The following is a 13,060-nucleotide window of genomic DNA, read 5'->3' on the forward strand; positions in this document are numbered from 1 at the left end:
TTGCCGCCGCGCCAGATTCGGCAATACTTTTCCGACCATGCTCCAACGGCCCTGGCCCCTTGAGCTCGCCGCGCGGCAGCTGATCCGCGATGACGTCCCCGTCGAGTCGCGTCTGTCCGTGGTGGGGCTCGTTCGACTCGACGAAGTCCTGGCTGGCCGCGTGGCTCGCGGTATCCAGAGGGAAGTCGCCGAGTCCTGGCTCGACCTCCATCGCGCCTGGCTCAACGAGCGTTTCGGGTCCGAGGACCTGGTGCCCGCCTTCACCCGGTGTTCTCGGCTACGGGCCATCTCCGAGCTGCGCATCGACTGCGACTGGCTCGGTGTCACGGGGGTAGCCGAGGTGCTTGCGTCACCGCTCCTGCATCACCTGGACGAACTCGAGCTGGCCGCCGGGCTCCACACGGTCGAGGCATACGAGCCGCTGGCTCGGCGCAAGATGCCCCACTTGCGCCGCTTCGGCCTCGCGATGCCCGACGCCCAGGATGGTGACATCCCCGTGGGTGATGATCTGGCCGACCTTCTCGCTGATGCCGGTCTCGAGCGTCTGGAGAGCCTCGCGCTCCCCCGCGTCGGCATCGGCCCGGCGGGGCTGAGTCGTCTGTTCGACCTGCCCGCGTTGGCCTGCTTGGACCTCGCACGTTCCGAGATCGGCGAAGAGGGCTGCCACGCCCTGGCCCGGGCCGCGAGCCTGTCTCGCCTTCGTGGGCTCGAGCTCGAGGGCTGTCTCGGCTTCGACGATGCCGGCGACTCGGCCTTGCCTGGCCCCGGCTTCTCGGCGCTCATCACGTCGCCGCGCCTGGCCGTCGCGCATCTCGGTCTGGGCGACGTCCCAGGAGCCGCCGCGATCGTCGCCGGCTCGGCACGCATGACGACCGTCGAGCACCTCGTTCTCTGGAGAGTCGAGGATGACGAGCTCGCGTCCCTCATCGCGTCTCCCTACCTGACCGCGCTGCGCCACCTGCGCCTACGGAGCTGCAATCTTTCGAGCACGACCCTCACCGGGTTTGGACGGTCTCAGCTTCTTGGCGCACTCGAGTCCCTGACCCTGAGCAACGAGCTCACGGCGTCGCAGCAAGGTCTCGTCGCTCGGCGCCTGCCGCGCCTGCGCGAGCTCCGTCTGGAGGTCAACCACACGACCGCGGACAGCCTCGGCCGCGCCGACTTGCCCAACCTCACCGAGCTACACCTCGACTTCGACGCAACGGCCATGAGTCAGGATGAGGAGGTCGAGGGAACCGATCTGGATGCTGTCATCGCCGCGCTCGTGAGCGCGAAGGGCATGCCGCGCCTGACAGAAGTCGTCACGTCAGCTGTTTCGCCCGAACACATGGCCAGGCTCGTCGGCCGCTTCGGTGCGGGATTCCGGACCCAGGAGTATTCGCTGACTGGCTCGGTCCGGGAGCGTTGAATCGCGATCCGGAGCTGCTCCGTCAGGCGTCAGGGGCCGCCGGCTCCCTCCGCGGCGAGCCGTAGCTTCGCACTCGTTTCCGCGCACCGCGGCGGGCTCGCGGAGGGCCCAGAGCGCGGAGGACAGGATGAGGGAGTCGGTATGACGCTGGCCCACGATCGCCTCGAGGCATCGGGCCAGGGTGTGGATGTGTCGCGAGCGCCAGGCCGCAGCGTCTCGCACGGCATGCTCGCCGACGAAAGGGGCTCCCGTGATGGAGGCGGCGAAATAGTCGGTGAGCCCTTCGTCGATGGCGCCAGGCGAGCCATCGGTCCCGACGGCATCGAGCCGCCAGGGGCTCCGTGGGCGGAAGGGCGCCAGGAGCGCATGGGTCACCTCGTGCTCGATGGTGGCTCCGTCATGGGCCACGTTCACGCTGGGGCCCTCCCGACCCAGATGGTGTCGTGCGCGTGCGCCTCGCTGGTCCGAGCCCTGGCGGGGCCTCGCGGTGAAGTGGCCCCTCGCGTCGGTCCGGGAGGCGCCCGCCGTGCCCTTGCTGGATGAGAAGCGGTGAGGAATCACGTTGCACATAGACAATTGAACGAGCCTCCGGAGGGGCATCTCGGCATCAAAAAGGCCGACGCCTCGCGGCAAAGCCTTCCATGTCGACAATGCTTGACTTCCCATGGAGAGAATTGTTCTATTTTCAAATGCTGAATCAAACCACTGAGTATCAATCCTGTATCCAGAGTTCGGAGAAGGTGTCCTGGCGTCTTGATGAGCTGTTGCCCAAAGACACCGTCCTGGATTTCAGTCGTCGGTTCCTCTCGAATGAGCTGACGGGCGCGGAGGCCATTCCCTTCCTGAACGCCGAGGAGCGGCTGATGCTGAATCACATCCGCTCCAACAGCTATGCGCACCTGTTCCTGTTCCTGGAGGAGTACGCGGTGGCCCTGGCCTCGCAGCGCGCCGGGCTGGAGTTGCACGGGAACGCGACGCACATGCGCGCGCTCCTGCGCTTCACAGAGGAGGAGCTGAAGCACCAGCAACTCTTCGCGCGCTTCACCAGCGCGTTCGCCCGGGGGTTCAAGGTCGTCCCCGCCCTGCTCGACAACCACGTCGAAGTGGCGCGGGCCATCATGGCGAAGTCGAACCTGGGGGTGCTTATCTTCAACCTGCACCTGGAGCTGATGACGCAGCAGCACTATCTGGAGACAATCCGGGGAAACAAGACCGAGACGTTGGATCCGCTGTTCTGCGACCTGCTCAAGCACCACTGGCTCGAAGAGGCGCAGCACACCCGGCTGGACTTCCTGGAGGCGCAGAAGATCCTCGCCCGGGAGCCTGACACCCTGGACGCGGCCCTCACGGAGTACGCGGAGCTGCTCCAGGCGCTGCGGGGGACGTTGAACGCCCAGCTCGCGTTGGATATCCAGACGCTGGAGAAGGCGGTGGGGCGCGCGTTCACCCCGGAGGAACACCAGCACCTGGCCGAGTCCCAGGAGCGTTCGTATGTCTGGGGGTTCATCGGAATGGGGATGAAGGCGCCCCTCTTCCTCTCACGCCTGCGCGCGCTCTCCCCCATGGCCGAGCAGCGCGTCCTGGAGCTGGCGCCGACGTACTACTGTGTGTGATTGAGGCGGGCTTCGGGACCACCGCCTCGCCGTGACGGTCCGGACGGACTTCCCCTCTTCCGAGGCTGGCGGTGGGAGAATAGGAAGGACAGGAGCCCTCTTGGGCGTAGCGGGCGGGAGCAGAGGGGGAGGTGAGGGATGCTGACGCTGAGCCCACGCACGCCGAGCCGGCGCAGAAGCCCTTCATCTCCAGCAGACACACGCCTGCCCTGCCGCTTTCTGGGCAACCCCAGGTGCTCCAGCATCGCTCTCACCCCTCCTGCGCCCTTCACGTACACCAACACCCGCCCCCTGCCTCCACACCTCAAGCACGCGAACACATCCAGGGAGAACGTCCTGCGCACCAGCCCGGCCCAGTCCAAACAGGGGGTGCGCTCCTTCCTGGGCTCCTCCACCGTCGCACCAAAGGCAGGGCTCTCCTCCTCCAGCACCGCCTCCGTTCCTGCCTGAGGGAGCGCCTTTCGAGCTGCAAGGCACGGTTTGGGGCTACGGCGGTGTTCCCCTATGGGGCTTTCCCGAGGCGGGACTACCAGGGTGACCTGTGCGGCACTCTCTTCATGTGGTTGTAGTGTCTCGCATTTCCTCGCCGCGCAGTCGGTTCCCCGTCGTCTTGTCAGACAGGAATGCCAGCATTCACCCCACTTGCCTTCCTTGGAGCGAGGCATGGGGGTGAAGAATGCGTGCTGGTCTCTGGATGCTGTGCGCCGTTTTCTTCGCCACGGGATGCGCTGGAGTTGAACCCTCGACTCGCAGGGGCACGCTCCTTCATCGCTCCTCACTCCTCGGGGAAGGGGGCACGGAGGCTCGGCACTCCCGAGGACAGAGGAGCGATGCGTTCGACGCGCTGCTTCGTGACGCGGGGATTGCGGACCGCGACGCGCGTCCCGTGGCTGGCAGTTCGCTCACGCCGACACACGCCGCGCGACTGTTGGAGGCACTGACGGGCAAGGACGTGACGCTGGGGCAGTTCCCGGCACGAGTCGCGGTGGGCTTCATGCTGCGCGAGGTGCTAGCCACGGGCGAAGTGCCGCGCGCCGAGCTGGTGCGGCGTGTGGAGCGCTTCACGCAACTGGCGGTCCTCCGTCCTGACGGTTGCCTCGCGTGGGTGCGCAGCGGGCAGACCCAGCAGCGCGTGGGCGTCGTGGAGTGGAAGGACGGTGCCTTTCGGGCGAGCCATTTCGAGCTGGGTGTCTTCTACTCGGGCAAGGGCGGTGTCTTCCGGCAGTTGAACGCACGGCTGGAGGAGACGAGAGGCGGCGCCTTCGCGGACGTCCACGACGATGCCGACTACGTGAGCCGCACGCTGGACGGAGCTGAAGAGGCGTTCGTCGGGCTGGCGATGGCGGTGGGGCAGTTCCTCTCCACGTCCCCAGCAGACAACCTCGCGGCGCTGCGACAGATGCCTGCCGCCGTGGCGGCGCTGCTGGCCTCGTCGCCTGAGTACCTGGAGAGCTTCCAGTACTTGACACGCGGCGAGCAGGTGCAGGCCGTCTCCAAGCTGGTGACGAACCTCATCGCCACATGGGGCACAGCGTCTGCCGCAACCCGCACACTGCAAGGTGCGACGTTTGTGACGGCCGAGGTGCCAGTGCTGTCGCTATCTGCCCAAGGCGCGCTCGTCATGGGGCGCGTCGCGGTGCCGGTGGGGCGAGCGGCGGCGGTACTGAGCGGTGGGCCTGGCGCGGCCATCATCCTCCATCGGGCGGGCACGGCGGCGAAGCAGGGGGGACCTTCCAAAGGGCCCGGACAGTGGGCGCCAGCCAAGGAGTCCATGTCCCCCCGTGCGCGGCGCTACCAGGAACAAATCACGGGCCACACTTCCGACGAGGCATACTGGGTCGGAGGAGTCGGCAGAGACAGCGGAGGAGTGAAGTTCGATGGGTACGAGAAGCGCGTGCTGCTGGAGGCGAAGGGACCGGGCTATGCGAACAAGTTCCTCGACAACCTCAAGCCGAAAATCTGGTTTGAAATGTCGGGAGCCAAGAGTCTCGTTGAGCAGGCGCGGAGGCAGCTTCGAGCCGCGAAGGGAACTGGAGCTTCGATCCGGTGGCTCATCGCAGAGGAGAAGACGGCCGAAGCCATCCGACTGCTGTTCCAGAAAGAGAAAATCTATGGCATCGACGTGGTCCATGTCGCAGCCCAATAGGTATGGTGCCAATGCCACAGGGCCTACACCATGAGTGAGACGTACTTTGCCGGAGCATACTGGGGGGCACGAAAGGAGACTGCGGAGGAGTGCGCCCGACGTGCAGAGGCATTCTTCTCCACCCTCCGGGAGGTTGATTCGTCATTCTCCAACTGGTTCCAGCAAGGCAAGTCGCGCAAGGACGCGCTCAAGCGTCCAATCGAACCGTCTCGCACTTCGCTGGAAGAGATTGTCCGCCGAGGCCGGGATCGTGTGTTCGAGGATCTGGGATTCCGCTTCAGCGCTTGGAACGGTGCGCACGATGACCATGACGGAAGCTCCTTCAACGTGACGTGTGGCGGGTTTACAGACGTGGTGTGCAACAGTTGTGTGTTCGACCTTCCAAGCCAGGGACCAAATGCCGAACGCGTTTTGACTTCAAAAGTCGTCTCTCATCTTGTGCGGAGCATGGCTATTGCGTGGGAGCCCGACTCGGCTGTCGGCATGTCGTCTTCCCATCTTCAGATGGTCGACAAGGGCATCCCCTTTGCTGTCCTTCCTGGGTGGGTGACGTACCTCGCGCAACATCGAGGCACGGTGCCGCCCCTTCCCGCTCCGGTGCGTGTAGAGTCAGTGGGGGACAAGGGCACGCTGATTGTCCTGACCCCCGAGCGCTTCACTGTGAGCAATCCGGAGCATGTGGCTTTGGCCGAGCGGGTGCATGATCTGCTGGACCGAGCGGAGATGTTGAAGCCGCTCCAAGCCCAACCGTAGGAATACGAGGGACCGAGTCGTTCGTCGCTCGGCCCCTCTACTCCTCCTGGAGCCTTGCGCTGGCAGGCCCCACCATGTTGTGCGTATGTCGCATGAACCTGCGGAACGCGCTGGAACATGGCGGGACGACAGGGGACGCGGAGGGATAACGAAGTTGAGTTGTTCCGGACGGTTACGAGGTAAGGGCGCGATTCTGCTGGGTCTTCGCGCCGTCCAGACGAGGGTTCGATTCGCTCCGCCTCCACTGGAAAGGGCTCGTAATCCTCAGGGGTTTTCGAGCCTTTTTCTTTTCACCCCGCGGCCGTTCCCCTGCATTTCCCCACGCCAGCAACAGCGTATCGAGGAGTTGGACCGCGTCCCACTGCCACGGACTTGATTCTCTCGTGTCGTGCGTCAGGTGTGGTGGTGCAGGCTCTCAACCAGGTACGGGTCTCCCACGGGCAACATCGGCGAAGTCCTCACCGCCCGAGTCACCGCCAGCGTGAACAGCGCCCCCACCCCAACCAACCCCGCCAGCTCATACACCCCCACCGTCAACCCCTCCGGCTGGTGCACAGGCGCCACCATCAACTGCAAATCCAACCAGCGCCCCACCAGCAGCACTCCCGCCACGCGCAGCAGGTGGTTCGGGTTCATCTTCGCGGGACGCGGCAACAACAACACGAACGGCAGCGCCCAGTTCAACACCACATTCGCGTAGAACGGCACCTCCCAACCGCCGTGCATGCGCGCGATGAAGTAGACCGTTTCCTCCGGAATGTTCGCGTACCAGATGAGCATGAACTGCGAGAACCAGAGGTATGCCCATAGCGTGGCGAACCCGAACATCAGCTTGCCCAGGTCATGCAGATGGCTGGAGTTGAGCCGAGGCAGCGCCCCCGCCCGGTGCAGCAGCACCGCCACCACGGTGATTGCACACACGCTGGAGCTCAAGAGCCCCGCCACGTTGTAGAGCGCGTAGATGGTGCTGAACCAGTGCGGCTCCAGGCTCATCAGCCAATCGAACGCCGCCAGACAGAAGGTCAGCGAGAAGAGCACCAGGAACACCGCCGACACCGTCACGTTCTTCCGGGTCAACGGCTCGCCGTGCTCCACGTCCTGCCGCAGCGAGTTGCGCCGCAACATCCACGTGAAGCCCACCCACACCGCCAACATCACCCCCATCCGAATCGCGAAGAAGGGAACGTTGAGGAAGGCCGCCTTCTCATGCAGCAGGTGGTCCGTCTCCATCACCCCCGGCTTCGCCCAGGGGTACAGCGTCGTGACGAACGGCAGCAGTGCCAGCATCGTCGCAGCGCCCCAGGGCACATAGGACGCGAACGCCTCTGGGATGCGCTTGAAGACGGTGAACCACCCCGCGTTCGCCACATACATCAGCGCGAGGAACACCGCTCCGCCCAATCCCAGGCACAGGAAATAGAAGCCGCTCGTCAACAGGCTGGTCAGCGCACGCTCCGGGGCCTGCACCAGCCCCAGCACGAGCACCCCCAACCCCGCCCCCGCCGCCACCTGCGCGGCGCGATGGAAGACGGGCGAGACGGCGAAGCCACCCCGCGATTCGGTGGCGGCTGCTTCGACGGGGGCGCTCATGGCGTCTCCTTGCGCGCCGTGCGCGCGGGGTTCTGGAGCGTGCGGAGATAGTGGACCAGCTTCCACCGGTCCTCCGGCGCCACCTGCGAGCCGTGGGCCGGCATCAATCCCTGCCCATGGGTGATGATGTGGAAGATGCGTCCATCCGGAAGCCCCACCGCGTGCTCCGCCAGCAGCGAGGGCGGCATCGGGAAGCGCGCCGTCACCGGGCCATCCCCCAACCCTCCCGAGCCATGGCACGGCGCGCAGTAGCACTGGAACGCCGTCTGGCCTCGCGCCACCACCTCGGGCGACGAAGGATACGGATTGAGCAACTCGCTCCCCGCGCGCTCGGCTGCCTCCGGGCCGGCTGCCAGGTGCAGCGGCAGGTGGCCCCGAGGCACCGTGCCCTTCGCCGGAGTCAGCAGCGTCTTGCCGTCCCCTGTGTTCGGGTTGGGCGCGAAGCTGTCATAGGGCACCGAGGCCACCATGTCCGGCGCGTACTCGAAGTTCGGCCGTGTCTCGTCCTGCTCACAGCCCCCGACGGCCAGGCCCAGCGCCGCCAGTCCCACCCAGGTCCTCCTCACGGCCCCACCTCCTTCAAGTCCGTGGCCACCGCGCCATGACGGCGCAGCAGGTCCTCGGCCGCCTCCAGCGACTCCGGGGACTGGCGCGGCGCGATGACGATGGCGAACCGGTCATCCGTCACGCGGGGCAACGTCTGGCGCTTGTTCCCCGGAAACAGCCGGGCCCGCACCAGGAACGCCGCCACCGTGCTCAACGCGGCGAACAACACCGTCAGCTCGAACGTCACCGGGATGAAGGCAGGGAACGAGTTGAACGGCTTGCCTCCCACGTTGAGCGGCCAGCTCACCACGCTGGTGTAGATCTGCAGCGACAGGGCCAGCGTGCAGCCCAAGAGCCCCGCCCCGAAGCACACCCACGTGAGCCGACTGGGCTTGAGCCCCATCGCGTCATCCAGGCCGTGCACCGCGTAGGGTGTGTACACGTCACGCAAGTCATGTCCCGCCTCGCGCACCGCGCGGGTCGCGTCGAGGACCTGCGCCTCGTGCTCGAAATAGCCGATGAGGACCGGGGCGCTCATACGGGGACGTCCTTCCGGGTGGCGATGGCCAGCGGCGGGTTGAGGCGGGGCGACGAGGGCTCCGCCGACACGTCCCGCGCGGGGACATGCGTGGGGGGATGCGCCTCTGCGTGCTCGTGAGGGCCCCTGGCGAAGCCCAGGACGCTCTTCACCTCGCCGATGGAGATGATGGGCAGCACGCGGACGAAGAGCAGGAACAGGGTGAAGAAGAGGCCGAACGTCCCGATGAAGGTCCCCACCTCCACCATCGTCGGCGTGTACATGGACCAGCTGCTGGGCAGGAAGTCACGGTGCAGGCTGGTGACGATGATGACGAAGCGCTCGAACCACATGCCCACGTTGATGACCAACGACAGGGCGAAGATGGCCGCGGGCGACGTACGAATCTTCTTGAACCAGAACAGGTGCGGCGACACCACGTTGCACGTCACCATGATCCAATAGGCCCACGCGTAGGGCCCGAAGGCGCGGTTCATGAAAGCGAAGCGCTCGTACGGATTACCCGAGTACCAGGCGATGAAGAACTCCGTCGCGTACGCCAACGAGACGATGCCCCCGGTGACGATGATGACCTTCGTCATGTTCTCCAGGTGGCGCAGCGTAATCAGGTGCTCGTAGCCCAGCACCACGCGGGTGATGATCATCAGCGTCAGCACCATCGCGAAGCCGCTGAACACCGCGCCGGCCACGAAGTACGGCGGGAAGATGGTGGTGTGCCATCCGGGAATCACCGACGTGGCGAAGTCCATCGAGACGATGGTGTGCACGCTGAGCACCAGCGGCGTCGCCAGTCCCGCGAGCAGCAGGTACACCGTCTCGTAACGGCTCCACGTCCGGTGCGAGCCCGTCCACCCCAGCGACAGCACCTTGAAGACGGCCTTCTTCACGCCCGCCTTCAGCCTGTCACGCACGGTGGCCAGGTCCGGAATCAGGCCCACGTACCAGAACACCGCCGACACCGTGAAGTACGTGGAGATGGCGAACACGTCCCACAAGAGCGGCGAGCGGAAGTTCACCCAGAGGCTGCCGCGTGTATTGGGATATGGCAGCACCCAGAAGGCCAGCCACGGCCGGCCCATGTGGATGACGGGGAAGAGCGCCGCGCACATGACCGCGAACAGCGTCATCGCCTCCGCCGCGCGGTTGATGCTGGTGCGCCACTTCTGCCGGAAGAGGAAGAGGATGGCGGAGATGAGCGTGCCCGCGTGGCCAATGCCTACCCAGAACACGAAGTTGGTGATGTCGAAGGCCCAGCCGATGGTCTTGTTCAATCCCCATACGCCGATGCCAGTGCCCACCTGGTACGCGACGATTCCCGCGCCCGTGCCCAACACGGACACCGCTATCGCGAATGCCGCCCACCACTTCCACGTGGGCGCACGCTCCATGGGCGCGCAGATCTCCTCGGTGAGCTGGCCCAGGGTGCGCGGCTCGGTGACCAGCGGCACGCGCAGCGGGGACAGGTGCTGTTGGCTCATGTTCCGCTTCCCGACCCGGTGTTCCGGATCTTCGTGAGGTAGGTGATGGACGGCCCGATGTTCAGCTCCTCCAGCAGCCGGAACGCGCGCCCGTCCTTCGCCAGCTTCGCCACGCGGCTGCTCGGGTCATTCACGTCCCCGAAGTGGATGGCCTTCGCGGGGCAGCTCTGCTGACAGGCCGTCTGGATGTCGCCGTCCTTCAGCGCGCGGCCCTCGCGAGCCGCCGCCGCCTTGCCCTCCTGGACACGTTGCACGCAGAGCGAGCACTTCTCCATGACGCCCCGGCTGCGCACCACCACGTCCGGGTTGAGCACCATCCGCTCCAGCGGCTCGTCGTGCGGATAGTCGAACCAGTTGAAGCGGCGCACCTTGGTAGGGCAGTTGTTCGCGCAGTAGCGAGTGCCCACGCAGCGGTTGTAGACCTGCTGGTTGAGCCCCTCGCTGGAGTGCACCGTCGCGAGCACCGGGCACACCGTCTCGCACGGCGCGTTCTCGCAGTGCTGGCACATCATCGGCTGGTGCACCACCTGCGGGTTCGCCTCGTCGCCCTGGTAGTAACGGTCGATGCGCATCCAGTGCATCTCGCGCTGCCGCAGCACCTCGTCGCGCCCCACGCTGGGGATGTTGTTCTCCGCCTGGCACGACACCACGCACGCCGAGCAGCCCGTGCACGCGCTCAGGTCCACCGCCAGCGCCCACCGGTGGCCCTTGTACTCATGGCCGGACCAGATGGAGAGCGGGTGCGCTCCGTTGCCGCCATGCCCGCCGTGCGCCTCGTTGCCCGCGCGCGGGTTCGCCAGGAACGCGGCCAGCTCCGCCTCGCGCACGTGCGGCCGGCCCTCCAGTCGCGAGTGCGTCTGCGTGAGCGCCAGCTTCTGCTTCTCGCCCGTGCCCACCACCGTCGCTCCTGGCACCGAGCGCCGCACGCGCCCCTCCACCACCGCCGCCAGCGGGAAGACATTCGTTCCCACGCCGTCGCCGATGCGCCCCGCCCTCGTCCTGCCGTAGCCCACCGCCACACCGAGCACGGACGGGTGCGTCCCCGCCTGCACCAGCACGGGCAGGGACAGCGACTCGCCGCCCACACGCACCCGCACCACGTCTCCGTCGCGCAGGCCCAGCTCCTTCGCTCGCGAGGGCGCGATGAGCGCGGGGTTGCCCCAGGTGGCCTTGGTGATGGGGTCCGGCACCTCGTGCAGCCAGGCATTGTTCGCGGGCGCGCCGTCGCGCAGCGCCACCGAGGGGAACAGCACCAGCTCCCACTCCACGGACGGACGGGCCACCGCGCCCAGCACCTTCGCCAGTCCCTCCTCGCGGAAGGACAGCGGCACCGTGGGAGCCGGAGGCAGCGTCACGACACCTCGGCGGACCGCGTCGTCCCAGAAGGCACCGAAGGACGTCCCCACCTGAGTGACATGCGGGAAGACCTCCACCTCCCACCGGGCTCGCAGGAAGTCATGGTGCGACACGGGGGCGTCCGCCCACTTCAGCAACGACTCCACCGCGTCCCGGGTGTCGTGCAGCGGCGCCACCGCGGGCTGGCGCAGCGAGAGCACGCCTCGACGCGGCTCCGCGTCTCCCCACGACTCCAGCGGCGTGGAGGCCGGGGCATGAAGCCGCGACAAGATGGCCGTCTCGTCCATCCGGTCATTGAGCGACACGGTGAGCCGTACGGCCTTGAGCAGGGCCCCCAGGGCCGCTCCGCGCGGGTCCGAATGGGCGGGGTTGACGCCGAGGAAAAGCACCGCGCCCACTCCGCCCGCGCCCAGCTCGGTCAGCAGCTCGCCGTAGGACAGGGCCTGCTCGTCCAGCGCCACGCCCTCGGTGGGCAGCACCGTGGTGCCTTCGTTGCCGAGCAACACGTTCGCGGTCGCGGCCAGCACCTGCGCCGCCACCTCGTCACCACCACACACCACCAGCGACTCCGTGCGGTGCGACCACAGGGCATCGGCCAGCTCGTCCAGCGCGGCCGGCTCCAGTCGCGAGGCAGGCAGCTCCTTGAGCCCCGGGACAGCACGCCCGGCCTTCACCGCGAGCCGGCGCACCACGTCGCCCAGAACGAGCGTCACCTCGGAGGGCGCTACCGCGAAGCGCCGGTCGGCGGCGGCTCCCGTGAGCGTCATCACCGGTTCAATCTGGTAGTGCCGCGCCATCGACCGTCGCCCGGCCGCGTCTCGCGCTTCGGTGTACTGGCGCGTGAAGGCCACCGGCGACACCCACGTGCCCAGGAAGTCGGCGCCGAAGCTGGCGATGACCCGGGCCCGGTCGAAGCGGTAGTCGGGCACCACTCGCGCGCCGTGCGTGAGGCGCCAGGCATCACCGATGGCGGCGAGCTCGCCCAGCGGCTCGTAGCGCACGGTGCGCGACAGCGGGTGCGCGGCCAGGAAGCGCTTCACTCCGGCCTCGGCCGTGGGCCCCATCACCCACGGCAGCACCAGCCGGATGGACTTGCCCTCCTCGGCCACCTTGAGCAGCCCGGCCTTCACCTCCGCGTCCAGGTCCGTCCAGGGCACTCGATGGCTGTCGCGTGAAGGGAAGCGGGCGCGGCTCGCGTCGTAGAGCGAGAGCACGGAGGCCTGCCCCACCGCGCACACGCCGCCGCGCGACACGGGGTGCTCGTCGTTGCCCTCCACCTTGATGGGACGTCCATCGCGCGTCTTCAACAGCAGCCCGCAGCGGGCGGAGCAGCCCTCGCAGGTGGAGGCGTACCAGAGCGCGGTGCCCGGAATGACCTCGTCCGGCCGGGACACGTAGGGGATGAGCTTCTGCACCGGAGCGCGCTGGCACGCCACCATGGCCGCCGCGGCGCTCAGGCCCATCATCTTGAAGAAGTCGCGACGGCTGCTCGCGTCCGGTGGCGTGGCGGCGACGCCCACCGGGAGCTCCTCGGCGAACTCGTCGCGCGACTGCTCGAGCCACGCGGCGTCGGTGGCCTGCTCGGCCAGGCTCTGCCAGTACTTGGGAAGGGGGTCGGACATGGCGAGAGGT

General features: G+C 67.1%; 9 protein-coding genes. 4 read left to right on the plus strand and 5 right to left on the minus strand.

Annotated features, from left to right (window positions below; all coding sequences use genetic code 11):
• The first annotated feature begins 37 nt into the window (after positions 1–37).
• From ACN469_RS24425 to ACN469_RS24440, 4 genes are all read left to right on the plus strand, one after another.
• Complete coding sequence (locus ACN469_RS24425; RefSeq protein WP_498771265.1) at positions 38–1,408, plus strand: leucine-rich repeat domain-containing protein; 1,371 nt, start codon at positions 38–40, stop codon at positions 1,406–1,408.
• 689 nt (positions 1,409–2,097) lie between these two features.
• Positions 2,098–3,021: a hypothetical protein gene (locus ACN469_RS24430; RefSeq protein ID WP_498771267.1), complete on the plus strand. Its 924-nt coding sequence runs from the start codon at positions 2,098–2,100 to the stop codon at positions 3,019–3,021.
• Positions 3,022–3,907: 886 nt separating this feature from the next.
• Positions 3,908–5,167, plus strand: a complete 1,260-nt coding sequence (locus ACN469_RS24435; RefSeq protein ID WP_498771269.1) for a Tox-REase-5 domain-containing protein — start codon at positions 3,908–3,910, stop codon at positions 5,165–5,167.
• A gap of 30 nt (positions 5,168–5,197) precedes the next feature.
• Positions 5,198–5,920 carry an immunity 52 family protein gene (locus tag ACN469_RS24440; RefSeq protein ID WP_498771271.1) on the plus strand — a complete coding sequence of 241 codons (723 nt, stop codon included), beginning with the start codon at positions 5,198–5,200 and terminating at the stop codon, positions 5,918–5,920.
• A 393-nt stretch (positions 5,921–6,313) separates the two neighbouring features.
• On the opposite strand, the gene ACN469_RS24445 is transcribed toward ACN469_RS24440, so the two are convergent.
• Genes ACN469_RS24445 through ACN469_RS24465 form a run of 5 tightly spaced genes read right to left on the minus strand, consistent with a single transcriptional unit; the run spans position 6,314 to position 13,050 of the window.
• Positions 6,314–7,510 carry a hypothetical protein gene (locus tag ACN469_RS24445; protein WP_498771273.1) on the minus strand — a complete coding sequence of 399 codons (1,197 nt, stop codon included), beginning with the start codon at positions 7,508–7,510 and terminating at the stop codon, positions 6,314–6,316.
• Positions 7,507–8,076 (minus strand): c-type cytochrome, encoded by a 570-nt coding sequence (locus ACN469_RS24450; protein WP_498771275.1) that lies wholly within the window; start codon positions 8,074–8,076, stop codon positions 7,507–7,509. Before ACN469_RS24450 ends, ACN469_RS24445 begins: the two co-directional genes overlap by 4 nt.
• Positions 8,073–8,594 carry a DUF3341 domain-containing protein gene (locus ACN469_RS24455; RefSeq protein WP_498771276.1) on the minus strand — a complete coding sequence of 174 codons (522 nt, stop codon included), beginning with the start codon at positions 8,592–8,594 and terminating at the stop codon, positions 8,073–8,075. The genes ACN469_RS24450 and ACN469_RS24455 overlap by 4 nt, the downstream gene beginning before the upstream one ends.
• A complete protein-coding gene (gene nrfD, locus ACN469_RS24460) occupies positions 8,591–10,072 on the minus strand; it encodes an NrfD/PsrC family molybdoenzyme membrane anchor subunit (protein WP_498771278.1) in 1,482 nt (493 codons plus the stop codon). Before nrfD ends, ACN469_RS24455 begins: the two co-directional genes overlap by 4 nt.
• The gene (locus tag ACN469_RS24465) at positions 10,069–13,050 is read right to left on the minus strand and encodes a TAT-variant-translocated molybdopterin oxidoreductase (RefSeq protein WP_498771280.1); all 2,982 of its coding nucleotides are present in this window, start codon (positions 13,048–13,050) and stop codon (positions 10,069–10,071) included. Before ACN469_RS24465 ends, nrfD begins: the two co-directional genes overlap by 4 nt.
• Positions 13,051–13,060 lie beyond the last annotated feature (10 nt).

This window comes from Corallococcus terminator (assembly GCF_049194865.1).
In the GTDB taxonomy this organism is placed as follows: domain Bacteria; phylum Myxococcota; class Myxococcia; order Myxococcales; family Myxococcaceae; genus Myxococcus; species Myxococcus terminator_A.

Excerpts from the sequence above, each read along its gene's own strand:
- ACN469_RS24425 (WP_498771265.1), top strand. The coding sequence starts at position 38 with ATGCTCCAACGGCCCTGGCCCCTTGAGCTCGCCGCGCGGCAGCTGATC.
- ACN469_RS24430 (WP_498771267.1), top strand. The coding sequence starts at position 2,098 with ATGCTGAATCAAACCACTGAGTATCAATCCTGTATCCAGAGTTCGGAG.
- ACN469_RS24440 (WP_498771271.1), top strand. The coding sequence starts at position 5,198 with ATGAGTGAGACGTACTTTGCCGGAGCATACTGGGGGGCACGAAAGGAG.
- ACN469_RS24445 (WP_498771273.1), bottom strand. The coding sequence starts at position 7,510 with ATGAGCGCCCCCGTCGAAGCAGCCGCCACCGAATCGCGGGGTGGCTTC.
- ACN469_RS24455 (WP_498771276.1), bottom strand. The coding sequence starts at position 8,594 with ATGAGCGCCCCGGTCCTCATCGGCTATTTCGAGCACGAGGCGCAGGTC.
- nrfD (WP_498771278.1), bottom strand. The coding sequence starts at position 10,072 with ATGAGCCAACAGCACCTGTCCCCGCTGCGCGTGCCGCTGGTCACCGAG.
- ACN469_RS24465 (WP_498771280.1), bottom strand. The coding sequence starts at position 13,050 with ATGTCCGACCCCCTTCCCAAGTACTGGCAGAGCCTGGCCGAGCAGGCC.